Consider the following 22,483-nt stretch of genomic DNA (forward strand, 5'->3'; position numbering starts at 1 on the left):
CGAGCCTCGAAATCTATTCACGGTTGTTCAGGGAAGGTCTTGTTTTCTGGTGCCGCAGGGGAGGATTGAACTCCCGACCTCACCCTTACCAAGGGTGCGCTCTACCACTGAGCTACTGCGGCGCCGAAGCGTGGGCGGGGATATACAGGGCGAGACGGGGAGCGCAAGCAGATTCTCGCAAAATGCGCAGGATATGACCTCCGGCGACCGACAGGAGGCTGGACCTGAAAGATGCGCTCGCGTATTTGCGCCCCATGGGCAGCAAAAGCGGAACGTCGGGACCCCGCACCGAGCGGGACCAGCGTTTGAAACAGGCATTGAAGGCCAATCTGCATCGTCGCAAGGCGCAGGCGCGCGTGCGCGCATCCGGATCCGAGCAGGAGACGGCGGCGGATTCCCGCGCGACTTCAACGCAGAACAACAGGCCGAATTCGGGGCAGGAGACAGGGCAGGATGGATAGGATCGTTGTACGCGGAAATGGCCCGCTGAACGGAAAGATCAGCATTTCAGGGGCGAAGAACGCCTGCCTGACGCTGATGCCGGCAACCTTGCTGAGCGAGGAGCCGCTGACGCTGACCAATGCGCCGCGGCTGTCCGATATCCGTACCATGACCACGCTGCTGCGCTCGCTCGGCGCCGAAGTGCAGACCATGCAGGACGGCAAGGTGATCGCGATGTCGAGCCACCAGGCCGACAACCACGTCGCCGACTACGATATCGTCCGCAAGATGCGCGCCTCCAACCTCGTGCTGGGCCCCTTGCTGGCACGCCACGGCCATGCTGTTGTCTCTCTGCCCGGTGGCTGCGCCATCGGAGCGCGCCCGATGGACATTCACATATCCGCCCTGGAGGCGATGGGCGCAGAGATCGAGCTGAAGGATGGCTATCTGCATGCAAAGACGTCGGGCGGGCTGAAGGGCGCGGACATCACGTTGCGATTTGCCTCCGTCGGCGCGACCGAAAACACGGTGATGGCCGCTACCCTCGCCAAGGGCACCACGGTGCTGCGCAACGCCGCGCGCGAACCGGAGATCGTCGACCTCGTGGAGTGCCTGCGCAAGATGGGCGCCGAGATCGAGGGAGAGGGCACCGACACGATCACGATCCAGGGCGTCGACCGCCTGCACGGCGCGACTCACCCCGTCGTGGCCGACCGGATCGAGACCGGCACCTACATGCTCGCGCCGGCCATTGCGGGCGGCGAGGTCGAACTGATCGGCGGCCGCATCGACCTGCTGGGCGCCTTCTGCGAGAAGCTGGACGCCTGCGGCATCGACGTGACCGAGACGCCGACCGGCCTGATCGTACGGCGCCGAAACGGGCGGGTGAACGCCGTCAATGTCGTGACAGAGATCTTCCCCGGCTTTCCGACCGATCTGCAGGCGCAGATGATGGCCGTGATGTGCACCGCCGAGGGGGTGAGCGTCCTCGAGGAGCGAATCTTCGAAAACCGCTTCATGCACGCCCCGGAACTGATCCGCATGGGCGCGCATATCGACGTGCATGGCGGCACCGCCACGGTGACGGGCGTCGACAAGCTCAAGGGCGCCCAGGTCATGGCGACCGATCTGCGCGCCAGCGTCTCGCTGATCCTCGCGGCGCTCGGCGCCGAGGGCGAGACCGTGGTCAACCGGGTCTATCACCTGGATCGCGGCTACGAGCGGGTCGAGGATAAACTGAGCGCCGTGGGCGCGCATATCGAGCGGGTGAGCGAAGATGAGTGACGCAACATTCGAAGATGGCGCGGAACGCGCGGTGACGCTGACGGCGGCGGACGCCGAGGATCTGCAGGTCCTGTCCGCCATGGTGCAGGACGCGGTACTGCCGATCACGGAAATGACCTGGGAGAGCGGCCGCCGGCGCTTTGCCATGCTGATCAACCGGTTCCGCTGGGAAGACCGCGACGCGGCGGAACGCCGGGGTCGGGCCTACGAGCGGGTGCAGAGCCTGCTTCTGGTCGACGACGTGCTCAAGGTGGCCACGCAGGGCATCGACCGGGACGACGAGGACACCGTCCTTTCGATCCTGGCGCTCACCTTCGAGCCCGGCGAGGACGGTACCGGCCGGGTCGTTCTGGTGCTGGCAGGCGACGGCGCGATCGCGCTCGACGTCGAGTGCCTCAATGTCACGCTTCGCGACGTCACCCGGCCCTATGCTGCGCCGTCCGGGCATGCTCCGTCCCACGGCGACTGAGCGCCGCGCATCCCTCGCTTGAGACCCGGGCCGGTGGAGGCTATCAGGTCGACGACGAGGAGTACGCATGCCCCAGTTCCTGAATACCGCCGACACCGATTTCGAAAGCCGTTTCGCCGCCTTCCTGACCACAAAGCGCGAGGACGCGCCGGATGTGGACGAGGCCGTTGCGGCGATCATCGCCGATGTGCGCAAGCGCGGCGACGCCGCCGTCACCGAACTGACCGAGCGCTTCGATCGCCTCGCGCTGACGCCGGACACCCTCGCCTTCTCGGAGGCCGAGATAGATGCCGAATGCGCCCGTGTGCCGGTGGCCGAGCGTCGCGCGCTCGAACAGGCCGCCGAGCGCATCCGCGCCTATCACGTCCGACAGATTCCCGACGATGCGCAGTGGACGGACCTGGAGGGCGCCGTTCTTGGCTGGCGCTGGACGCCGGTCGCCGCGGCCGGGCTCTATGTTCCCGGCGGGCTCGCCTCCTACCCCTCCTCCGTGCTGATGAACGCGATCCCGGCCCGAGTAGCCGGGGTAGAGCGGTTGGTGGTCACCGTGCCCACGCCCGATGGCGTCGTGAATCCGCTGGTTCTGCTGGCCGCGCGCATCGCCGAGGTCGACACGGTCTACCGGATTGGCGGTGCGCAGGCGATCGCTGCGCTGGCCTATGGCACGCAGACCATTGCCCCGGTCGACAAGATCACCGGCCCCGGCAATGCCTATGTCGCCGCCGCCAAGCGCCGCGTCTTCGGCAAGGTCGGGATCGACATGATCGCCGGCCCATCGGAGATCCTGGTGATCGCCGATGCCGACAACGATCCCGACTGGATCGCCGTCGACCTGTTGAGCCAGGCCGAACATGACGAGAGCGCCCAGTCGATCCTGATCACGCCGGATGCGGCCTTTGGGCGGGCGGTGGCCAAGGCGGTCGAGAAACGCCTCGAAACATTGGAGCGGCGCGCCATCGCGGGGCCGAGCTGGCGCGATTTCGGCGCCGTCATCACGGTGCGCGATCTCGACGAGGCCGCCGCCCTTTCCGACCGGATTGCGCCCGAACACCTCGAGCTCTGCGTCGCCGACACCGACGTCCTCTCCGCGAAGATCCGCCATGCCGGCGCGATCTTCCTTGGCAAGTGGACGCCCGAGGCCATCGGCGACTATGTCGGCGGGCCGAACCACGTCCTGCCCACGGCGCGCTCCGCCCGGTTCTCCAGCGGTCTTTCGGTGCTCGACTTCCTGAAGCGCACCACGCTGGCCCGCATGAGCCCCGGCGCGCTCGCGGCCATCGGTCCGGCGGCCGAGACCCTTGCGAAATCCGAGAGCCTCGAGGCGCATGGCCTCTCCGTCCGTGCCCGGCTCGACCGGCTGAACGAGGAAACCTCATGAGCCCGTCCCGCATCTGCCATATCGAGATCGACGACAGCCATCTCGCCCCGCCAACTCCCGAGATCGCGCAGGAGCGTCAGGTCGCCGTGTTCGACCTGCTCGAGGACAACAGTTTCGCCCTGCCCGCCCGCGATGACGGCCCTCCGCCCACCGGGCCGTTCCGGCTGGCGCTGGCGATCCGCGACCGGCGGCTGGTGTTCGACATCGCCACCGAGGACAAGAAGAAGGTCGGCGAGTTCCACCTTTCGCTCGGGCCCTTCCGGCAGGTCGTGAAGGATTACTTCCAGATTTGCGAGAGCTATTTCTCCGCCGTGAAGACCATGCCGCCCAGCCAGATCGAGGCGATCGACATGGCCCGGCGCGGCATCCACAATGAAGGCGCCCGGGTGCTGCAGGAGCGGCTGGAGGGCAAGGCCGAGGTCGATATCGACACCGCGCGACGCCTTTTCACCCTGATCTGCGTGCTGCATTTCGGGGTCTGAGGATGGGCGTTTTCCCTGCCTCTGTCCTGTTCACCTGCGACCACAACGCCGTCCGGTCGCCGATGGCGGAGGGAATCGCCAAGCTCTATTACGGTCATTCCTTCTACATCCAGTCCGCCGGCGTGAAGAACGATCTTGAGATCGACGGCTTCTGCATCGCGGTCTGCCAGGAGATGGACGTTGAGCTGTCGCGCCACCGCTCCCGCAGCTTCGACGAGATGCAGGATTGGGGCGACGACCTTGGTGGGTTCGAACTGATCGTCGCCCTGTCGCCAGCCAGCCAGCGCAAGGCGCTGGAATTGACCCGATATTACCATCTCGACGTGGAATACTGGCCGATCATGGACCCGACGGGGCTGGGCGAGACACGCGATGCCAAGCTTGCCCGCTACCGTCAGTCCCGCGACCAGATCATCGACCGCATGGTCGACCGCTTCGGCCCGCCGACCTCTCAGGGCACCGCATGAGCGTTGAGCTGCGCCCGCTTGTAGGGCCGGCCGTACGCGCCGCGCTCGACGCGCTTGCCGACCTCCGCATCCGGGTCTTCCGGGACTTCCCTTATCTCTACGACGGCGACCGCATCTACGAGCGGCGCTACCTCGAGACCTATGCGGACAGCCCCGGCGCGATTCTGGTCGGGGCCTTCGACGGCGACCGCCTCGTCGGCGCCGCGACCGGCGCGCCGATGGAGGACCACGCCGACGACTTCGCCGCACCGATGGCCGAGACGGGCCTTCCGCTGACCGACATCTTCTACTGCGCGGAGAGCGTGCTTCTACCGGACTATCGCGGCCGTGGCATCGGCCATCGCTTCTTCGACCTGCGCGAAGCCCACGCCCGGACGCTCGGCCGCAAGGTCTCGGCCTTTTGCGCCGTGATCCGCCCCGCCGGCCACCCGCTCCGCCCGACCGGCTTTCGCCCGCTCGATCCATTCTGGCGCTCGCGCGGATATGAAACGGTGCCCGGCGCGATGGCCCGCTTCCACTGGAAGGACGTGGACCAGGACACCGAAACCTCGAAACACCTGCAGGTCTGGACCCGAATACTATGACTCTCGCCCGAAAGATCCGCGTCGCCGCGGCGGCTTATCCCGTCGAGCGCCTGCCCGACATGGACGCGCTCGCCACAAAACTCGAACGCTGGGTGGCCGAGGCCGCAGGCGCCGGGGGCGAACTGCTCGTCTTCCCGGAATACGGCGGCATGGACGCGGCGCTGATCGGCGCCCCGGATGTCATCGGCACGGCAGAGGCCTGCGAGGCCGCCGCACGCGCGGCACCGGCCCTCGCGGAGTTGCATGCAGACCTCGCACGGCGCTACCGCGTGCACATTCTTGGAGGTTCGCTGCCGACGCGAGCCGAAGGTCGGCTGGTAAACCGGACGACGTTCCATACGCCCGACGGCCGCATGGGCTGGCAGGACAAGCAGGTCCTCACCCCCTGGGAAGAGCAGAATACCGACCTTGAACCGGGCGATCCGCTGACCACCTTCGACACCGAGTTCGGCAGGATCGGCGTGCTGATCTGCTATGACAGCGAATTTCCCGCCCAGGCCGAGGCACTTGCCGTCGACCTGCTGCTGATCCCCTCCTGCACCGAGGCGCTGACCGGGCACAGCCGCGTGCACATCGCCGCCCGTGCCCGCGCCCTCGAAGGGCAGCGCGTTACCGTGCTTTCCCAGACCGTGGGCCCGGTCCCCGGCTGCGAGATCATGGACGAGAACACCGGCGCCGCCGGTCTTTTCGGCCCGCCCGACCGGCCGTTCCCGCCGAGCGGCATCATCGCCGCCGGTCTGCTCAACCGGCCGGGCTGGGTGATCGGTGATGTGGATCCCGCGGCGATCGCGCAGACGCGCGCGAGTGGCGGCGTGGCGCTCCTGCGGCACTGGCCACATGCACAGCAGAGGGCAGAAGCAGCAACCCAAAGGGCGCTTGCCCCGAATCGGCCTTGATTTACCGCTACGATGAGCGCATTTAACCGTCAACTTCCCGCTAGGGGAGTTTTCGGAAACAACAACTGGAGTAACCATGGCCAAGGAAGAAATGCTCGAATTTCCCGGTGTCGTGAAGGAACTCCTGCCGAACGCGACATTCAGGGTCGAGCTTGAAAACGGCCATGAGATCATCGCGCACACGGCAGGCAAGATGCGCAAGAACCGCATCCGCGTTCTGGCAGGCGACCGTGTCCAGGTCGAGATGACCCCCTACGATCTGACCAAGGGTCGGATCAACTACCGCTTCAAGTAAGGCCGGCGCGTGCGGCTGATCCTCGGCTCGGGCAGCCCGCGCCGCCGGGAGCTATTGGCGCAGATTGGCGTCGTTGCGGACGACATCCGTCCGCCCGAGATCGACGAGACGCCGGCGAAGGGCGAGCAGCCTCGCCCCTATTGCCGCCGGATGGCAATCGAGAAGGCGCGCGCCGTCGAGGCCGCCCCCGAAGAGATCGTGCTGTCCGCAGACACCACCGTCGCGCTCGGCCGCCGCATCTACGGAAAACCCGCCGATGCCGGAGAGGCAGCGTCGTTCCTGCACGCGCTCTCCGGACGCCGGCACCGGGTCGTAACCGCGGTGGCGGTCCGGTTCGGCGACAAGATATGGGAGCGCGACGTGGTCAGCACGGTTCGCATGAAGATGCTCAGCAATCCGGAAGTGAACGCCTACCTGGAGTCAGGCGATTGGCAGGGCAAGGCGGGCGGTTATTCCATTCAGGGGCCCGCCGGCGCTTTCATTCCGTGGATCAGCGGCTCCTACACCGCCATCGTCGGCCTGCCACTGGCCGAAACCGCCGGGCTCCTCATGGCGGCTGGCTACCCGCTCTACGGGCGCGCGGCATGAAGGGCACAAGCGTCTTCCTCGATCACCTTGCGGGCCGCCGCGCTGCGGCGTTGGTGCGCGACGGGCAATTGCACGACCTGATCGTCGACCCGCCTGACGATGCCCCATTTCCGGCCGGCGCCATCCTACGCGGAATTGTCGAGCGCCCGATGAAGGGGCAGGGCGGCGTCTTCGTCCGCCTGCCCGAAGGCAAGGGCTACCTGCGCGCGCCCAAAGGCCTGGTGCCGGGCCAGCCGGTGCTGGTGCAGGTCACCGGCCATCCCGAACCGGGCAAGGCCATCCCGCTCACGCCCAAGCTGCTCTTCAAGTCCAAATACGCCATCGTCACGCCGGACGCTCCGGGACTGAACCTGTCACGTCAGATCCGGGACGAAGAGCGGCGCGCCGAGCTGCGCACGCTCACAGAAGAGCTCATGGAAGGCTGCCCTTACGGCCTGATCCTCCGCTCGGAGGCAGAGTCGGCTCCCGAGGCCGAGATCGTCGAGGACATCGCCGAGATGCGCAGCCTCGCGGAGGCGATCACCGGCGCCGAAGGCTCCGCGGCCGAACTCCTGCTCGATGCGCCCGATGCCCATGCGCTGGCCTGGCGCGAGTGGGGCACGCCGGACGAGATCGTCACCGATCCGGGATGTTTCGAGACGCGCGGCGTCCTCGACGACCTGGCCGACGCGCTGCGCTTCTCCATTCCGCTCGCCGGCGGGGGCTCCGTCGTCATCGAGCCGACCCGCGCACTGGTGGCCATAGACGTGAACACCGGCGCCGACACGTCTCCCGCCGCCGGGCTCAAGGCCAACCTGGAAGCCGCCCGCGCCCTGCCCCGCCTGCTGCGCCTGCGCGGCCTTGGCGGACAGATTGTCATCGACTTCGCACCGCTCTCCAAGAAGGACCGCCGGCAGGTCGATCAGGCCCTGCGCAGCGCCTTCCGCACCGATCCGATCGAGACCGCCCTGGTCGGCTGGACCCCGCTCGGCCATTTCGAGGCCCAACGCAAACGCGAACGCCTTCCGCTGGACCAGGCCATTCTGGAGGTTCTCCAATGACTTGTCCGATCTGCGCTGCCCCAACCGCCGACTCGTTCCGCCCCTTCTGCTCCAAACGCTGCGCCGATATCGACCTCGCTCGGTGGCTGAATGGCCGCTACGCAATCCCGACCGACGAAGCTCCTGAAGAGCCCCCAAACGACCCCGCCGAACCTCCGGGAAATATCCACTGATTTTTTGCCCACAGCCTCTGGACTATGCCATGCCGCCCGTCTAGAAGGCGCAAACCCAACGCTAACAGCGTTCCCGTGCCCGGGTAGCTCAGGGGTAGAGCAGTGGATTGAAAATCCTCGTGTCGGTGGTTCGATTCCGCCCCCGGGCACCATTACAACCAAGCAAGACATTGAAATTGCGTTGCTTTTTTCGCATTAGCAGAGACCTATCCACCCAAATATACACCCTTTGCGTGCCGGTGGAGGGCATATCAGGCGCATTTTGGGGCCTGACAAAATTTGCTCACTTACCTCGTTCTTCCCGCCAGCGCTCCCACCGTTTGCGCTGGGCTTCGGCTATCTTCGCCCTACCCTCGGGCGTTCGCGGTCCGGTGCTCTTTCCCCCATGAAGGCGGCAACGGCTTTTGCTGGGTTCGGATTTCGCGCGGCAAGGCGTGCCCTTCCGCGTGCGCGCGTTGCAAGGCATACGCCGGGACTTGGCGACGGGTTCCGGGAATGAGCTAAAATCGTCTAGTTTAGATAAGACCCCATGACGCGCGCGCGCGAACGGATCTAGAAATTCGCCACCCACAAGTTCAGCCCCGAGCGCTTGCGCAATCGCCTTCACGGCATAGCCTCGGGGGTCAAGCGTGGCCTTTGCCTCCCAATATTGAAGCGCCTTGTGTGTGATGCCAGCGCGCCTTGCCAGTTCGCGCAAGCCGAAGCCCCGCGCTTTCCGCAAAGTGCGCAGATCGGCCCCCGTTTTCATTGGACACCGGACCGCCAAACACCTCCAGTCACAGAGCTACCGACAGGGCCAAGTTTGGGCAAGAGCAGCGGCCACTAAGGCCGAAGGTGGACCACTCCACATCTGGGGATTGTCTCGCCCAAAATTCACGACGGCTGCCATCTTGGCATTCAAGGTCGTTTCAGCTCTAGCGGCAACGTGCGGAGGCATCACGGTTCCTTGATCCAATGCCAGCAAACAATTGATCATCATCAAATCGGATACGCCAGAAACTCGGCCCATGCACATTCCAGCGTCCAGGAGGTCGACATTAGAAACGAAGTCCGAACGCAAAGCCTTTTCACAATGCCCGATAAACTCTCCGGCTGTCTCGCCCGTGACTGGCGATGCAGAAATCATGGCAAGACCTAAAACCATCAGGTTAGACCAGTTCATCGAGCGTCTCCGTTAGCGTAAGCCTGGGCAATAGTGCACCAACCACTATGCACATGTGTCGAGGTCGGCAACACACGGCACCACATGACACCGAAGCACCCTCGCCACCCAGCCCTCCTGAGTTTCTGGTGGACACCGTCACTGCTCACCCCTCGTCGCCAAGACTTCAGCTTCATTCCATACGGCTTCGATAGCCTTCGGTGTGCGCGCCACCTCGTCCGGGTCGAGTGGCCCAGAGCAAGCCACATGCAACTTCCGCCCATCAGGCTCCGTCAGGCTCACACGCCAATCAGCCACGCCACAAACGGCACACAACGCCGGGGCCGCGACTTCGGGCGTATCGACACCGTGACGCCGCGCCGGGGGCCTTGCGACACTTGCGACAACTGCGACACGGGCGGGCTTTGTCGCAGGTGTCGCGGAAGTCGCAGGCAGGTCGGCATCGAGAGCGAGTATCCTCTCGCCCTCGATTTCGGCCAGCGCGGCTTGTACGTCAAACCACATCGCCGCCCCCCTTCACGATGCGCCACGCTTCCGCCCGCGCGGCATCGCGCACCACTGATCCTCGTTCCAGCAGGGCAAGCCACCCATGCCGTTGCAAGATGCCCAACGCAGCGCGGGCCTTGGGGCTTTCCCTTAGCGCGTTCGGCCCGCGCCGCACCACGTCCCGCACCATGATTTCTGGATGCGGCCAACTCTCTAGCAGCCATTTCCGCAAGGCTTCGGCACGGTCGATTTCGTGACTGACGGTTGCCGCGTCTGCCAGCCGCACGGCTTCGCCAAGATAGAATTGCGCGAGCGCGATGCCGTCGCCCATCTCTTGCGCTGAGATGGCGGGGGCCTCCAAGTCACGCCAAAGCGCCAGTACGCCCGCTATGCGCGCGGCCTGCTCGGCTGACTTGCTGGCGTAGCCCGTGACGTGCGCGAGTTCCCCGTTGGCGGCTTGTTCCTTCTCAATGGCATCGGAAAACCGCACCAACAACTCACGCGCCTCAGGGGCCAACGGCAGTGTCCTGGGTGACAGTTCGCGAGTTTCCTCATCCATCGGCAGAGGCATATCGAGAACCGCACGCAGCCTTCGCCCGAACGCGCCCAGCGCACCGTTATCGCTTTGGGCGTTTGCGTAAAACCGCGTCCCGATGGCGCTGGGCGGCTCGCAAATCAGGAACCGGGGCAGAAAGCCCGTATCCGCCGCCATGCGGTCAGCCATGAAGGCACGCGCGACGGAGGGTTGCGCCATCAGATGCACGGCCAAGCGCCGCCCGTAAAGCGTGGCGTGTCCGTCGCCTGCCCGCGTGCGCTGTATCGGATTGCCTTGCCAGAGGTTATTCAGCGCCGCGAGCGTCTTTTGCCGGTTGTCGCTGTTCATGGCGTGCCCCCCGAGAAACTGCCCGCCCTCGTCGCTAAAAATCCCAAGCGACGGTTGCCCGGTTGCGAATAGCCGGGTCAGCCCCTCGAATGTTGGTTCCGTTACCGTGCGGTCGGCGCTGGGCGGCGCGGCGGGTTCCTGCCCCAGCGCGTTTAGATCCGCCTGGGCCGCCGTCCGTTTCTCACCCTTGCTCTTTCTCGCGTCGGCAAGAATGCGGTCACGTTCGCCCTTCCAAATGGCGTGCGCGTTCTGCCAGCTTGCCTGAGCGTCGCGCTGGGCGCGGGATTGTTCCCGCTCATAATCGCGCAGCGCAGCCATCAACGGCCCGTCGCAGCTCGATTTCCGTTCGCCCGAACGTGCAATGGTCAGCGCGTAGAGCGACACCGGGCGCGGCCCGCCAAGTGTCTCCACGTCTGCAAAGCCTTGTACGGCCAGCGATGCCACCGTTAGAGCCGATGCGGCGGGAATGGCGACAGGGGCCTGCGCCATCCCCTGCACCGCCTCGACTGCGGCGCGCAGCGGCCCCAGGTGGGCAACCGGGTAGGCTGCGCCGGGGGCAACTTCCCGCACCAGCGGTTGCGGTCCCTCGGGCGTGAACGGGATAGGTTCGGGGGCGTTCATGCGGCTTCCCCTTTCTTGTTGATAATGTCGTTCCAGTCGCGGCCTTCCGGCGCGGGCAGCAGCGACACTGCCCAGCCCGCCAAGTGCGCCCGTTCGGCCAGGGCGTGTGCGGCGTCGCGGCCTGCGGTGTCGCCGTCCGAGGCAATGGTTAATCGCCCAGGTTCCGGGGGCAGGCGCAGGGCGCGCATCCCGCTTGTGCTTAGAGTCGCCCAGATAGCCGCAGGGCGGCCTAGCAGCCCGCAGGCAAGCGACAGAGCGGTTTCGATACCCTCCGCCACGGCCAGCGGCCCGGGGGCCTCTGTGAACCGCACAGCGCCGCCAGCGCAGCGACCTAGCATCGCCTTGTCAGGGCTGACGGCAGCCTTGCCTGTGCCGTCCGGGCGCAAATAGGTGCGATGTACTGCGAAGCCTTCGCCGCCCTCCACCAGAGCGACTAGCGCGGGGTGCCGCGAAGCGGTCGGCCCGTGCCAGCATTCGGGATGAAAGCGCAGGGTTTCTGGCAGGGGGCAGGCGATAGCCCGCCCCCGCAGATAGGTTTCCGCCAGCGTGCCCATGATGGGCTGTGCTTCAAGCCAGCATCGTTCGGCCTGCCGTGCCCGTTTCTCCGCTCCTGCCCGCCGGTCAGCTTCGCGCTGGGCGACGGTAGCGGGGTCAGGAAGGCTGTAGTCTCCCGGCATGACGCCTGCCGCCGCTAGAATGTCCGCGAAAGCGCAATGCGATTTCTTGCAATGTGCCAGCAGCCCAGCGCGGCCATCGGTCAGCGTCAGAGCGTTCTGCCCCTTGCTGCCCTCGGGCTGGCAAACGGGGCAGGGCGCGGCACCATACCGGCCATACCAGCGCCCACCCAAGGCAGAGGTAAGGTCGCGCGCGTCCGTCATTGGCCTACCCCCCAAATCAGAGCCGCGAGCGCCTGGGCCTGGGCCTCGGTCATGGCGAAGCGATGCATCAGCAAACGAATCTGCATCCGGTTCATGCCGCACCCCCTTTCCAGTCGGGCGTTGCCTGGCCGCGCAAGACATAGCGCGCATGGGTGCCTGAAAACTCGCCGCCGTGCGGTTCGTGAATAGTATCAATCGGCACCCCGAGTTCGCGCAGGTTGAACACATAGGCACTCCAACGCGGCGCGGGGTTGTTGATGGGCGTACAGCCCTTGGCCCCGGCCTTGCGCAGTTGATCGAGTGCCCAGCGGTCGCGCCCACATACAACGATGCGGAAGGGGTCGCCGCCCGCGCTGGGCGTGATGCGGTAGGGAGTTCCCGCTTTAGTTTTGCGGGGGCTTCGTGCTATTGTGCGGGTGCCTTCCGCGGTCTCTTGGTTAGGCATTCTCGCCCCGGTCGCGCCCGCCAGCGCGCCGGGGTTTTCATTGGTTCGCATCGTTACGCCACCTCCCCGCGAAGGAAGGCGTCAAGCGCGCCCTCGGGCCAGTATACCCGCCCGCCCAGCTTGATCGGCTGAGGCAGTCGGCCCGCCACAAGGTCGCCGTAAATCGCACTTCGCGAGCGTCCGCCCAGCTTGGCGGACAGCTCCCGCAAGGTCAGGTACCGTTCGCCGTGAAAGGTCGTGTCGGTCATGTCACATCCTGTCAGATGCGAATGGCCCTGTGGGTGCGCGGCCGGTCTTGCGCTGGGCCATCCGAATTGCACCGGATGGTCCTGCCCTAGCCTATGTCGTATTCCCTAGTCGTTTGGGTTAAATTTCCGCCAATTTTTCACAAGTTTTCGAGCGCCATCGCTCGTCAATGCCAAGCGCAGCCCGCCCCCTTGAAACGCTTTGTTCCAGCGTGGCGTCAGAAGTCATGCTTGGAAACAAAGGCTTGATGTCGGGACTAAGGTCGGCCTCCACTATCTTCGCAAGACCGATCAGCGCGCGTGTGGTAATTCCAACGCCTATGCTCGGGTCGAAAGGTCTTTTTTTGATGCCCGCGCCCAGGCGGTGCGCAAACTCCCACAAAGCGAACGCTCGCTGGGCGTCGATGTTGCTTAATGGCCCGTCGAATGCCTTCGGCCTGCCAGCAGGCCGCTTCAAACGCTTAATTTCCTCTTCCAATTGTAGCCAGCGCTCGAAAAGCAACCCTTTGACTACCAGTTCCCTCGCGCGCGGCGATGCCCAGAGGCCAAGGCCGATTCCAGAAAGAGGGTCGTCACTCGCGAGGTCAAACTGCCACTCAACGCCTTCGGCTTCGGCAACAACAATATCCAGGAGTCCGCGAACTTTGCGCGTTTTCCCCGCCTGTGTCGCAGAGTCGCGATTGTCGCAGGCCCGGTCGGGTTTCTCTTCTCCAGCCATCAGCCCGCCCCTGCCAACTTCACGACACGTCCAGCGCCGCCGGTCACATGGCTTGCCCAGCGTTCAGCCAACACACGGCGCTGCTCCAAGAAATCGGTGCGTCGGTAAGCCCGCACCACGCTACTATCTGTAACGTGTGCGAGCATGGCCTCGGCCACTTCGTGCGGGGCGTCGGTTGCCTCGGCAAGCCAATCGCGCAGGCTGCTACGGAAGCCGTGCGGGCGGGCTTCCAATCCGCGCCGTTCCATATGCCGCGAAAGCGTCATGTCGCTAATCACGCCCTTGCGAGTGTTGGCGAAAAGGAAGCCGTCGCGTTCAAACGGGCGCGCGGCGTCTATGACGCGCAGCGCTTCGGCTGAAAGGGCGACACGGAAATCTGGTGTCTGCCCCCTGCGGCCTTTCATGGCCTCCCCTGGTATCGTCCACACGTCGCCCTCTATCTGGTCAAGGCGCAGGTGCCGCAGCGGCCCGGTGCGAACGCCGGTCAATATCAGGAGCCGCAAGGCAAGGTGGGTCGGGGTCGGTTCTGAAAGGCTGGCGTAGAAGTCGGGCACTTCGGCCCACGGCATCGCCGGAATGTTCTTTGCCTCGTGCCGCGATTTTCCAAGAAGCGCCTTGGCCTTTTCCGTCGCCTGCAAATCAACGTCCAAGCCCATCGCCGCGCCGTGGCGCAGCACAATTCCGAGCCTGTTCAGGGCTTTTCGCGCCGTCTCGGCCTTTGTGTGCCAAATGGGGGCGAGCGTGTCGCGAATGTCCCGTTGGTCGAGTTCATCGATTGGCACGCCGCCCAGCTTTGGCAGGACGTGAAGTTGCAAGGGTGAGAACCAGCGCCCTGCCTTCCCGTCACCCTTCAATTCGGCTTTGCGGGCCTCAAATGCTTCAGTCGCAACAGCCTTCAAGGTGGTATCAGCCCGCGCCGCCTCGCGCGCCTGACGCTCCCGCTCCTTAACCGGGTCGCGCCCCGCCTTCGCCACCGCCCGCCATCGGTCGGCAGTCTCACGCGCCTGCGCCAAAGACACCTCGGGAAAGCCGCCCAGGCCCATTTCCCGCCGCCTGCCGTGAACGGTGACACGCAGGAACCATTGCGCGCCGCCATCCTCGCGCTTCACAAACCATAGCCCAGCGCCGTCGCAATGTTTGCCCAACGGGGCGTTTCGAACAAATGCCGGTGAAAGCCGATTGCGTGCTCGCATGGGTCGCCGCCTCTTGGTGTAACAGGCGGTGACTGTATCCACCCCCCTATCCACCCTTGCTTACTGGATCGGGGCGGACACGGCAAGACAATCCCGGACGGGTAGGCACATGCTGTGAAGGTGGATGGAGACAAGAGTGGACGAATAAAACCATTCTGAAACAATGTGTTGGTGCAGTCCCCGGGCACCATAAACCTCTCCTGTTGCATCCGATGCGGTTCAATAACAGCCATGTTTTCATGGGATTTGGGAAAATGGTTGTCCAGAGCCGTCCCAGGAGGTCTACCCGTATCTATCCCGTTTGGGGGTACGATCTGGGGGTACCCCGGCGAGCTAGGAGACACGACACCCCCAATGTCGAAGCTGAGCGACGCCAGAATCCGTGCCCTAAAGCCAAGCGAGAAGCCGTACAAGCAGGCAGACTTCGATGGGCTCTTCCTGCTGGTCAATCTGGGCGGGTCGAAACTCTGGCGCCTCAAGTACCGCTGGGCGGGAAAGGAAAAGCTATTGGCGTTGGGCAAATACCCGGATCTTTCGCTGGCCGATACCCGGCGTTTGCGGGACGAGGCGAGGGGGCAACTCGCGCTTGGCCAGGACCCTGCAGCCCTGCGCAAAGCACAAAAGGCAGCACGGAAGGCCGAGCACGCCGCGACTTTCGAAAAACTCGCGAGCGAACTCTTGGACAAGAAACGCCGAGAAGGGAAAGCCAAGGCGACGCTGGCCAAGACGGAATGGTTCCACCGCATGCTCTGCGCAGATCTAGGGCACATGCCGATTTCGCAGATCACGGCGCAGGATGTGCTCGTTCCGCTGCGCAAGGTGGAGGCCAAGGGAAACAATGAAAGTGCCGTCCGGATGCGTTCGGCCGCCGGGGCCGTCTTCCGATATACGATTGCAGTAGGGCTGGCGGACAACGACCCAACATTCGGCCTCAAGGATGCGCTGGTTCGGCCGAAGACCGTGCACCGGGCGGCGGTCACCGATGCGCTGACCGCGGGTGGTCTTCTACGCGCCATCGACGGTTTCGAAGGGCAGCGTACGACCAAACTGGCCTTGCAACTGCTGGCACTGACTGCGCTGCGACCGGGGGAACTGCGACTGGCCGAGTGGGACGAGATCGACCCGGAGGGCGCGATCTGGACGGTGCCCAAGCAGCGCGCCAAGATGCGGCGACCCCATTCCCTGCCGCTGCCCCGCCAGGCGATCGGCCTGCTGGACGAACTGCAGAAGCTGACGGGGTGGGGGCAGTATCTCTTCCCGTCGATTCGGTCGTCGAAACGGAGCATGAGCGAGAACACCTTGAACGCGGCCCTGCGTCGCTTGGGATACGGCAAGGACGAGATGTCGTCGCACGGGTTCCGGGCGATGTTCTCGACCCTTGCCAACGAGTCCGGGAGTTGGCACCCAGACGCCATCGAGCGCGCGCTGGCGCATGTGGAGAAGAATGAGATCCGCCGAGCCTATGCTCGCGGAAGCCATTGGGATGAGCGTGTCAAGATGGCGCAATGGTGGGCGGACTACCTCGACGAGTTGAAAGCGGGCCGGGTCGCAGCATGACGGCATCGATGGGAACAGGGCGACGGCCGGGCGACGCGTTGCTGGTTGTATGGAGCGGGAAGAGCGGCTGGAGCCATGACGAGGCGCGTGCCCTCGCGCTGGGCGCGGAGCCTGGGGGTGTCGAGGTTGCAAAGCAGTTTGAAGCCCGCTTGGAAGAGCTGGTTCTACCACCCGCCACCTGGCTTCAGCGGGGCGAAGAATATGGCTTTCTGTTTCATGCCGACTGGTGGCTCAGGATCTCACCAGCCGGGCCGATCGGCTTCGACGGGCGGCATTTTGCCCTCAACAGGTCCGAAATCCTGTCCGAGGCGTTCAGGGAGCAGGAGCGACGGCTTATCAGTGACTGGGCGCGCAAACCCTATTGGACTCTGCGCGAAGCCATCGATCTGTCGCTGAACTTTGAGCCCGGCACGACGAACGGGTGGCGTGGCGATGCACCGGAAACGGGTGAGACCATCCGTGAGCGCGACGACCGGGCACATATTGCCCAGCGGGCCGTGGAGTTGGGGACACTGGATGAGAAGGTCGAACCCGCCCGTTTCCTGCGCTGGCTTGACGGCCGAGGTTACTATCTGTCGGACCAGTGGCGCCGGGCCGTGCTGCCCGCGCTGGCTCTGCCGGAACTGACGTCCGATGTCGTAGTCGATACGGATAAGTCGGTCGACTCGGGCCTTAAACGGCAGGTGCGGGAGTTAACGGAAAGGGCCGAACGGCTGGAGCGCGAGCTTGCGGATGTCAGGGCGGAACAAGGCCATCGCATTGCCGCGCACGAAGGGGCAAACGTCGAGGCGAAGACCATCGAGAAACTGAGAAAGGAGCTGCGCCTTCTGACCGACGGGTGCACCTCGCCAACCGACAAGGCGGCCGTTTCGAAGAATCGGGCGACGCTACAAAAGGCACTGCTTGCAGCTGCCGTGGATGGTTATGGCTATGATCCGCGACACACCAGGTCGGATGTGCCCCAGCAGATCGCAGACAAGGCTGCGGACATGGAACTGGGCATAACGGCACAGACGATCCGGAATACTCTGCGTGAGGCATCCGATATCCACGTGGGTCAGAACGTGTGGGAAAAGATTCACTCCAACAAAACAAGGAAGCGTTCGTGAATTCACGAACCGCACCGTGAATTCGCCCCGGTTCCCATCGGATCACATCAGCCTTCCCTGCATCAACATGCGAAAAGGGAAAGCATATGACTTTCGACGATCTGCCCGATGAGGCGCTGGTCCGCCTCAATCAACTTCTCTACCCGGTGGGCCCGGTGCCGGTGGCCCGCTCGACCTGGTGGGCCGGCGTGCGCGACGGGCGTTTCCCCGAGCCCGTCCGGCTTGGTCCGCGCACGACCGCCTGGCGCGTGGGCGACATCCGCAAACTCCTGCACGGCGGTGTGCAGTGATGGCAGGGCGCAAGTTCAACTGGCGCGCCATCAAGGCACACAGCGTCTACACGTTCGATGAAGCCAGCACTCTTCTGCGCTGCGCATCCAAGACTCTCCGCCACATCATCCAAGAAGAGCAGGTGCCGGTGGCGGATGACGTCGCCCCAGTGCTCGTTCTCGGCTCCGACCTGATCCCGGCGCTGCGCTCGCGGAGCAAGCGCCAACACCTGAAACCCGGCCAAATGTTCTGCCTCGGCTGCAAGGCGCCGCGATATCCAGCGGGTGGCATGGTTGATGACATTGGCTCCCCACCGCTTCCGCCGCTGCTGCAGGGCCTGTGCAGCTGCTGTGGATCGTTGATGGGCCGCCGCGTTTCCGGCAGCGGCAAGGAGGCTTTCCTGCTAGCCGCCTCTCGCGCCTTAAACAGCCCCAACTAACATTATCTGAAATGAACTGCCCCTGTTGCAGGTGCAGCCAGGAGAATACGATATGACGCCCTCAAAACGCCCCGCAGAGAACCTTCGCCTCCGCCGCCGCTATCAGCTTTATCTCGGTGAAGCCAAGCGCCTGTCCGAACGCTCCGTTGATGTTCACCTGGCAGCCATCGACCGGTTCGAAGCCGCCACCGGCTACAAACCGTTCAAGCAGTTCCACATCTCGCAAGCCATGGCCTTCAAGGAAAAGCTGCGCGCAGAGAAGAGCGCAAAGACAGGCAAGCCGCTTGCGGCGGCCACGAAACTTCAGATCTGCAAAGCCCTGCGCGCCTTCTTCCAGTGGCTTTCCGAGCAGCCCGGCTATCGCCGGGCCATTCGCTACAATGATGCCGACTACTTCAACCTGAGCAATGCGGAGCAAGCACAGGCCCGCAGCCATGATGCGAAACCGGCGCCCACGCTGGACCAGATCCGGCACCTGCTGGAAAACATGCCCAGCGCGACCGACATCCAGCGCCGAGACCGCGCAATCATCGCCTTCCTGGCCCTCACGGGCATCCGCGTCGGCGCGCTGATCACGCTCAGGGTGAAGCATGTGAACCTGTTTGACGCATGCGTCTACCAGGATGCCCGCCAGGTCGACACCAAGTTCCGAAAAAGCTGGACGACAACTTTCTTCCCCGTCGGCGACGCCATCAAAGAGGTCTTCACGGACTACGTGACGTACATGCGCACTGAGCGCTTCTACGGGCCGGATGAGCCGTTGTTTCCCAAGGCGCAGGTAGTGACAGGGCCGGGCCGCATCTTTGAGGCGAGCAAGCTGACCCGTCTGCCCTGGAAGTCAGCGGGGCCGGTCAGCGCCAAGGTCCGGAATGCCTTCGCCGAGGTCGGTTTGCCCGCCTTCGGCCCGCACAGCTTCCGCAAGACGCTGGCCCGCTACGGCACCGAGATCTGCGATACGCCCGAGGAAATGAAGGCCTGGTCGCAGAATCTCTCGCACGAAGACGTCATGACTACCTTCACCAGCTACGGGAATGTGATGCCAGAGCGTCAGGCACAGCTTATCCGTGCCCTGCGGGCGACTATGGATTGTGTTTTGGAATAGACGGGCGGTCAAACGGCACCATATTGGATGAATTGAACGTCGAACCCGCCCAGATCCAGTGCTCAACATGAGCCCCGCAGCACCTGAAACTCTGCTCGAAAACGGCCCGTGGAAATGGGGCTGGACAGGGACCGGATTGCCGCAAAGCAGCACAACTTCCGCTAATCGGGGCTTCATCAAGGGCAATCCAGGCGAGATCCAAACCGGCAGTTCGCTGCACGGGTATTGAGGTCTCTCATGCGGACCTTGCTGCCGTTCGTCTGGTCGAGCCGGGCGACCGCAAACTGCGCTATGCGGTCGTTGGCCGGGCACGGCCCTTCGCAGGCGCAGCATGGTTTTCGGGCTTCGTGAACGGACTGGAGCGGACACCGACCACTAACTGTGGACACTGCGGGGCGGTCCGTCATTTCTGACGTTCGAGCATTGCGCAGCATTTCTCAGGAACAAACGACTGCCCCGCGGACCTTACTGCCGATAACTTGATGCCGATCCCTTGCCCGACTGTGTGCGCAGGGGGCAACGTGTTCGATCTTTTGGGGCGTGTGCCTTACGCTATGGTGCTTTCGGCAAGATCGCGGAGCGCCCGGACTTCGGTCACCTCAATTTTGGCGTAGCCTTGCCGCAACCAGCCGCGATCAGCAAACGAGCCTAAAACGCGATTCACGACCTTCCGAGAGGTGTTGGACAGACGGCCAAGTTCCGCCTGGGAGATCGAGAGCGAGCCACTTTCTTCTTCACCAAGACAGCGGACCAACACTGCTGCAATACGGCGCGACGGGTCCTCGATCAGCAGATCGTCGAGGGCGTGAAGTGCGGTGTTCAAGTTCATCATCAGCAACTGAGCGAACCGGCGCGTCCACTCGGCATCTTCGGCCGAAAGCCGGTCCATGGCGGTAAGCGGCAGATGAAACAATGTGCTCTCGACAACCGGATGCAGACCGACGCGCCGCGGGCACCGGGTCACAAATGCCCCTTCCCCATACCACGTTCCGGGCCTTGCAACATGTACCAGGTTCGGGCCGCGCATGTTCGGTGCAATAGATACTGCGAGTTGCCCTCGGAGGAGCGCAAAACACCCCCCGGGTGGATCGCCAACCGAAAAGACCGACGTTCCGATGTCAAAGACCTGCTCCCGTCCATTGGCCAGAACGGCGTCCTGAATGGCGCGCGGTTGGAGCGACAGCCAGCCTTTGGTTCTGAGAATATCTCGGTTCATGCGAAAAATTCTATCACTCTGTCCCAAATGGGACAATGCTTTCCGGACTTTGGCTTACGCTGCTTTAACTGGATGTCCACTTTGGCAGGGAGGTGACTACATGAAACGTGCATTGGCTATTTCAGTTGTGTTTTCGGCAGCTGTCGTTTGCGCCGCGAGTGCGCAGGAGGCTGAACGACCGAATATTCTCGTGATCTGGGGAGATGATGTCGGCTGGGGCAACCTCTCGTCATACAATCATGCGGTAATGGGCTACTCCACGCCCAACATCGACCGGATCGCGAAAGAAGGCATCCTTTTCACAGATCATTATGCGCAACCGAGTTGTACTGCTGGTCGCGCCGCATTCATCACCGGCCAGTATCCGATCCGATCGGGGATGACGACAGTGGGTCAGCCAGGTTCTCCGCTTGGGCTGCAAGTCGAGTCTCCCACGCTCGCGGAACTCCTGAAGGCCGAGGGTTACCGAACAGGGCAGTTTGGAAAAAATCACCTCGGCGACCGGAATGAACACCTGCCGACGAATCACGGCTTCGACGAGTTCTTCGGCAACTTGTACCACCTCAACACTCAGGAAGAGGCGGAGCAACGGGATTACCAGAGGTTTGCTGAAGAATTCGCGGGATCGCTTGAGGCATACGAGGAGCAGTTCGGGACCCGCGGTGTCCTTCATAGTTTCGCCACGGAGGAGTTCGACGATACCGAGAGCGAGCGTTTCGGTGTAGTCGGCAACCAGACCATCGAGGACACAGGCCCACTAACGCAAGAACGGATGCATACCTTCGACTCGGAAGAGATGATCCCTCGCGCGCTCGACTTCATGGCTGCCTCACAGGATGCAGGCGAGCCGTTCTTCGTCTGGATGAACACGAGCAGAATGCACCTCTACACGCGCCTGCGGGATGAGAGCCGATATCTTGCCGAGGAATATACGTTTGAGGATGATTTCTACGGCTCTGGCCTGATCGAGCACGACAATGACATCGGTACGGTGCTTGATTGGCTCGACGAGCGCGGACTGAGCGACAACACGATCGTCTGGTACTCCACGGACAACGGGCCCGAGCACTCGTCCTGGCCTCATGGCGGGACGACACCATTCCGCGGTGAAAAGATGACAACCTACGAGGGCGGCATCCGCGTACCTTCGGTCATCCGCTGGCCCGGCGTCCTGCCCGAGGGTGTGACCCTGAACGGAATGCAGGCACACCAGGACATGTTCACCACGTTGGCGGTTGCCGCAGGCATAGAGGACCCGGTGACGCGCGTGCGTGAGGAGATGAACCAGTTTATCGACGGCGTAAACAACCTGCCGTACTGGCTCGGTGAGGCTGATCGCTCGGCTCGGACGCACATCTTCCACTACTATGAGAGCGTCCTGACCGCCCTGCGGATGGGGCCATGGAAGTTCCATTTCTCAACCAAAGAAGACTACTATGCCAATGTGATCCCGCGGACAGTGCCGCTCGTCTTCAACATCCGGTCGGACCCTTACGAGAGCTATGACAGTTCGGACAGCTACGGGCACCTGATGCAGAAAGTCTCTTGGCTGATACAGCCGATGGGTGTGCTTATGGCAGAGCATTTGCAGTCGCTTGCCGACTTCCCGCCGGTGCAGGGTGGATCGTCCTTCGACATGTCGAACGTTGTGGAGGAATTCATCAACAAGGCGCGCCAGTAAAGAAAAGGCCTGATGGGCGGCAGATTTGCCGCCCTCAGTACTGGCAAACAGATGGACGCTTGCCGACCGGGGCGTTTTCGTTATGATTTCGTGCAGCGTCCGGAATTGCGTTTCACACAATGAGGCCGCTTTGGGGCTCGTAGCCGCCATGCGGCCGCGCGGCGACCAAGCCCGAATTGAGCATCGGTTCATGTTTGCTGTTGTTTAAACGGATCTTTGAGTTCGCGCCTGCAGAAAGCGTCCGTTCACCGCCATTCGCGCAGTTTGCCGCGGCCGCAAGTTCGATGTTGTCGCAACCGCGGCGAAGGTCCGATACGTCGGAATTTCGTTGAAAAACTCTTCGCTGCATGCGCAGTGGAACGGCTTTGGAGTTCGGCGCAA

Annotated in this window: 27 protein-coding genes and 2 tRNA genes; 18 read left to right on the forward strand and 11 right to left on the reverse strand. The window is 63.6% G+C overall.

The window, feature by feature from the left end; genetic code table 11:
• Nucleotides 1-47 precede the first annotated feature (47 nt).
• Nucleotides 48-122, reverse strand: a tRNA-Thr gene (locus tag ACFQ2S_RS00875).
• Between the two features lie 331 nt (nt 123-453).
• Here ACFQ2S_RS00875 and murA point away from each other — a divergent pair.
• From murA to ACFQ2S_RS00935, 12 genes are all read left to right on the forward strand, one after another.
• Nucleotides 454-1,725: a UDP-N-acetylglucosamine 1-carboxyvinyltransferase gene (murA, locus tag ACFQ2S_RS00880; RefSeq protein WP_386071931.1), complete on the forward strand. Its 1,272-nt coding sequence runs from the start codon at nt 454-456 to the stop codon at nt 1,723-1,725.
• A complete protein-coding gene (locus ACFQ2S_RS00885) occupies nt 1,718-2,194 on the forward strand; it encodes a DUF2948 family protein (protein ID WP_386071933.1) in 477 nt (158 codons plus the stop codon). Before murA ends, ACFQ2S_RS00885 begins: the two co-directional genes overlap by 8 nt.
• 67 nt (nt 2,195-2,261) lie before the next feature.
• A complete protein-coding gene (hisD, locus tag ACFQ2S_RS00890; RefSeq protein WP_386071935.1) occupies nt 2,262-3,572 on the forward strand; it encodes a histidinol dehydrogenase in 1,311 nt (436 codons plus the stop codon).
• On the forward strand, nt 3,569-4,054 hold the full coding sequence (locus ACFQ2S_RS00895) for a UPF0262 family protein (RefSeq protein WP_386071937.1): 486 nt from the start codon (nt 3,569-3,571) through the stop codon (nt 4,052-4,054). Before hisD ends, ACFQ2S_RS00895 begins: the two co-directional genes overlap by 4 nt.
• 2 nt (nt 4,055-4,056) lie before the next feature.
• Nucleotides 4,057-4,521, forward strand: coding sequence for an arsenate-mycothiol transferase ArsC (locus ACFQ2S_RS00900; RefSeq protein WP_386071939.1), 465 nt, complete (start codon nt 4,057-4,059; stop codon nt 4,519-4,521).
• The gene (locus tag ACFQ2S_RS00905) at nt 4,518-5,105 is read left to right on the forward strand and encodes a GNAT family N-acetyltransferase (RefSeq protein ID WP_386071941.1); all 588 of its coding nucleotides are present in this window, start codon (nt 4,518-4,520) and stop codon (nt 5,103-5,105) included. The genes ACFQ2S_RS00900 and ACFQ2S_RS00905 overlap by 4 nt, the downstream gene beginning before the upstream one ends.
• Complete coding sequence (locus ACFQ2S_RS00910; RefSeq protein WP_386071942.1) at nt 5,102-6,001, forward strand: carbon-nitrogen hydrolase family protein; 900 nt, start codon at nt 5,102-5,104, stop codon at nt 5,999-6,001. Before ACFQ2S_RS00905 ends, ACFQ2S_RS00910 begins: the two co-directional genes overlap by 4 nt.
• A gap of 76 nt (nt 6,002-6,077) precedes the next feature.
• Nucleotides 6,078-6,296, forward strand: a complete 219-nt coding sequence (gene infA, locus ACFQ2S_RS00915; protein ID WP_037209844.1) for a translation initiation factor IF-1 — start codon at nt 6,078-6,080, stop codon at nt 6,294-6,296.
• Between the two features lie 9 nt (nt 6,297-6,305).
• Nucleotides 6,306-6,884: a Maf family protein gene (locus tag ACFQ2S_RS00920; protein ID WP_386071945.1), complete on the forward strand. Its 579-nt coding sequence runs from the start codon at nt 6,306-6,308 to the stop codon at nt 6,882-6,884.
• Complete coding sequence (locus tag ACFQ2S_RS00925; protein WP_386071946.1) at nt 6,881-7,924, forward strand: ribonuclease E/G; 1,044 nt, start codon at nt 6,881-6,883, stop codon at nt 7,922-7,924. Before ACFQ2S_RS00920 ends, ACFQ2S_RS00925 begins: the two co-directional genes overlap by 4 nt.
• Nucleotides 7,921-8,097, forward strand: a complete 177-nt coding sequence (locus ACFQ2S_RS00930) for a DNA gyrase inhibitor YacG (protein WP_386071948.1) — start codon at nt 7,921-7,923, stop codon at nt 8,095-8,097. The genes ACFQ2S_RS00925 and ACFQ2S_RS00930 overlap by 4 nt, the downstream gene beginning before the upstream one ends.
• 77 nt (nt 8,098-8,174) lie before the next feature.
• A tRNA-Phe gene (locus ACFQ2S_RS00935) sits at nt 8,175-8,249 on the forward strand.
• A 131-nt stretch (nt 8,250-8,380) separates the two neighbouring features.
• Here ACFQ2S_RS00935 and ACFQ2S_RS00940 read toward each other — a convergent pair.
• The 8 genes from ACFQ2S_RS00940 to ACFQ2S_RS00975 all read right to left on the reverse strand — a co-directional run bounded on the left by ACFQ2S_RS00940 (nt 8,381) and on the right by ACFQ2S_RS00975 (nt 14,728).
• On the reverse strand, nt 8,381-8,845 hold the full coding sequence (locus tag ACFQ2S_RS00940; RefSeq protein WP_386071950.1) for an HGGxSTG domain-containing protein: 465 nt from the start codon (nt 8,843-8,845) through the stop codon (nt 8,381-8,383).
• A 36-nt stretch (nt 8,846-8,881) separates the two neighbouring features.
• Nucleotides 8,882-9,259, reverse strand: a complete 378-nt coding sequence (locus ACFQ2S_RS00945) for a Rap1a/Tai family immunity protein (protein ID WP_386071952.1) — start codon at nt 9,257-9,259, stop codon at nt 8,882-8,884.
• Nucleotides 9,260-9,752: 493 nt separating this feature from the next.
• The gene (locus tag ACFQ2S_RS00950; RefSeq protein ID WP_386071954.1) at nt 9,753-11,249 is read right to left on the reverse strand and encodes a YfjI family protein; all 1,497 of its coding nucleotides are present in this window, start codon (nt 11,247-11,249) and stop codon (nt 9,753-9,755) included.
• Entirely contained in the window at nt 11,246-12,127 is an 882-nt protein-coding gene (locus ACFQ2S_RS00955) for a DUF7146 domain-containing protein (RefSeq protein ID WP_386071956.1), read from the reverse strand. Before ACFQ2S_RS00955 ends, ACFQ2S_RS00950 begins: the two co-directional genes overlap by 4 nt.
• Before the next feature lie 91 nt (nt 12,128-12,218).
• Nucleotides 12,219-12,623 carry a winged helix domain-containing protein gene (locus tag ACFQ2S_RS00960; RefSeq protein WP_386071958.1) on the reverse strand — a complete coding sequence of 135 codons (405 nt, stop codon included), beginning with the start codon at nt 12,621-12,623 and terminating at the stop codon, nt 12,219-12,221.
• 2 nt (nt 12,624-12,625) lie between these two features.
• A complete protein-coding gene (locus ACFQ2S_RS00965) occupies nt 12,626-12,820 on the reverse strand; it encodes a helix-turn-helix transcriptional regulator (protein WP_386071960.1) in 195 nt (64 codons plus the stop codon).
• Nucleotides 12,821-12,938: 118 nt separating this feature from the next.
• Nucleotides 12,939-13,535 (reverse strand): hypothetical protein, encoded by a 597-nt coding sequence (locus ACFQ2S_RS00970; protein WP_386071962.1) that lies wholly within the window; start codon nt 13,533-13,535, stop codon nt 12,939-12,941.
• The gene (locus ACFQ2S_RS00975) at nt 13,535-14,728 is read right to left on the reverse strand and encodes a tyrosine-type recombinase/integrase (protein WP_386071964.1); all 1,194 of its coding nucleotides are present in this window, start codon (nt 14,726-14,728) and stop codon (nt 13,535-13,537) included. Before ACFQ2S_RS00975 ends, ACFQ2S_RS00970 begins: the two co-directional genes overlap by 1 nt.
• 354 nt (nt 14,729-15,082) lie before the next feature.
• Between ACFQ2S_RS00975 and ACFQ2S_RS00980 the strand changes: the two genes are divergently transcribed.
• The 5 genes from ACFQ2S_RS00980 to ACFQ2S_RS01000 all read left to right on the forward strand — a co-directional run bounded on the left by ACFQ2S_RS00980 (nt 15,083) and on the right by ACFQ2S_RS01000 (nt 19,205).
• On the forward strand, nt 15,083-16,285 hold the full coding sequence (locus ACFQ2S_RS00980; RefSeq protein WP_386071965.1) for a tyrosine-type recombinase/integrase: 1,203 nt from the start codon (nt 15,083-15,085) through the stop codon (nt 16,283-16,285).
• Nucleotides 16,282-17,394: a hypothetical protein gene (locus ACFQ2S_RS00985; protein WP_386071967.1), complete on the forward strand. Its 1,113-nt coding sequence runs from the start codon at nt 16,282-16,284 to the stop codon at nt 17,392-17,394. Before ACFQ2S_RS00980 ends, ACFQ2S_RS00985 begins: the two co-directional genes overlap by 4 nt.
• Nucleotides 17,395-17,480: 86 nt before the next feature.
• Nucleotides 17,481-17,684, forward strand: a complete 204-nt coding sequence (locus tag ACFQ2S_RS00990; protein WP_386071969.1) for a helix-turn-helix transcriptional regulator — start codon at nt 17,481-17,483, stop codon at nt 17,682-17,684.
• Nucleotides 17,684-18,103 carry a hypothetical protein gene (locus tag ACFQ2S_RS00995; RefSeq protein ID WP_386071971.1) on the forward strand — a complete coding sequence of 140 codons (420 nt, stop codon included), beginning with the start codon at nt 17,684-17,686 and terminating at the stop codon, nt 18,101-18,103. The genes ACFQ2S_RS00990 and ACFQ2S_RS00995 overlap by 1 nt, the downstream gene beginning before the upstream one ends.
• Nucleotides 18,104-18,155: 52 nt before the next feature.
• Entirely contained in the window at nt 18,156-19,205 is a 1,050-nt protein-coding gene (locus tag ACFQ2S_RS01000) for a tyrosine-type recombinase/integrase (RefSeq protein ID WP_386071972.1), read from the forward strand.
• 547 nt (nt 19,206-19,752) lie between these two features.
• Here the strand turns inward: ACFQ2S_RS01000 and ACFQ2S_RS01005 are convergent.
• A complete protein-coding gene (locus ACFQ2S_RS01005; RefSeq protein WP_386071974.1) occupies nt 19,753-20,421 on the reverse strand; it encodes a Crp/Fnr family transcriptional regulator in 669 nt (222 codons plus the stop codon).
• Nucleotides 20,422-20,521: 100 nt separating this feature from the next.
• Here ACFQ2S_RS01005 and ACFQ2S_RS01010 point away from each other — a divergent pair, with 100 nt between their 5' ends.
• Entirely contained in the window at nt 20,522-22,102 is a 1,581-nt protein-coding gene (locus tag ACFQ2S_RS01010) for an arylsulfatase (RefSeq protein ID WP_386071976.1), read from the forward strand.
• Nucleotides 22,103-22,214: 112 nt separating this feature from the next.
• On the opposite strand, the gene ACFQ2S_RS01015 is transcribed toward ACFQ2S_RS01010, so the two are convergent.
• The coding region (locus ACFQ2S_RS01015; RefSeq protein WP_386071977.1) for a hypothetical protein at nt 22,215-22,483 on the reverse strand (269 nt) is incomplete at its 5' end.

The sequence above is a fragment of the Tropicimonas aquimaris genome, assembly GCF_042676185.1.
GTDB lineage: Bacteria > Pseudomonadota > Alphaproteobacteria > Rhodobacterales > Rhodobacteraceae > Tropicimonas > Tropicimonas aquimaris.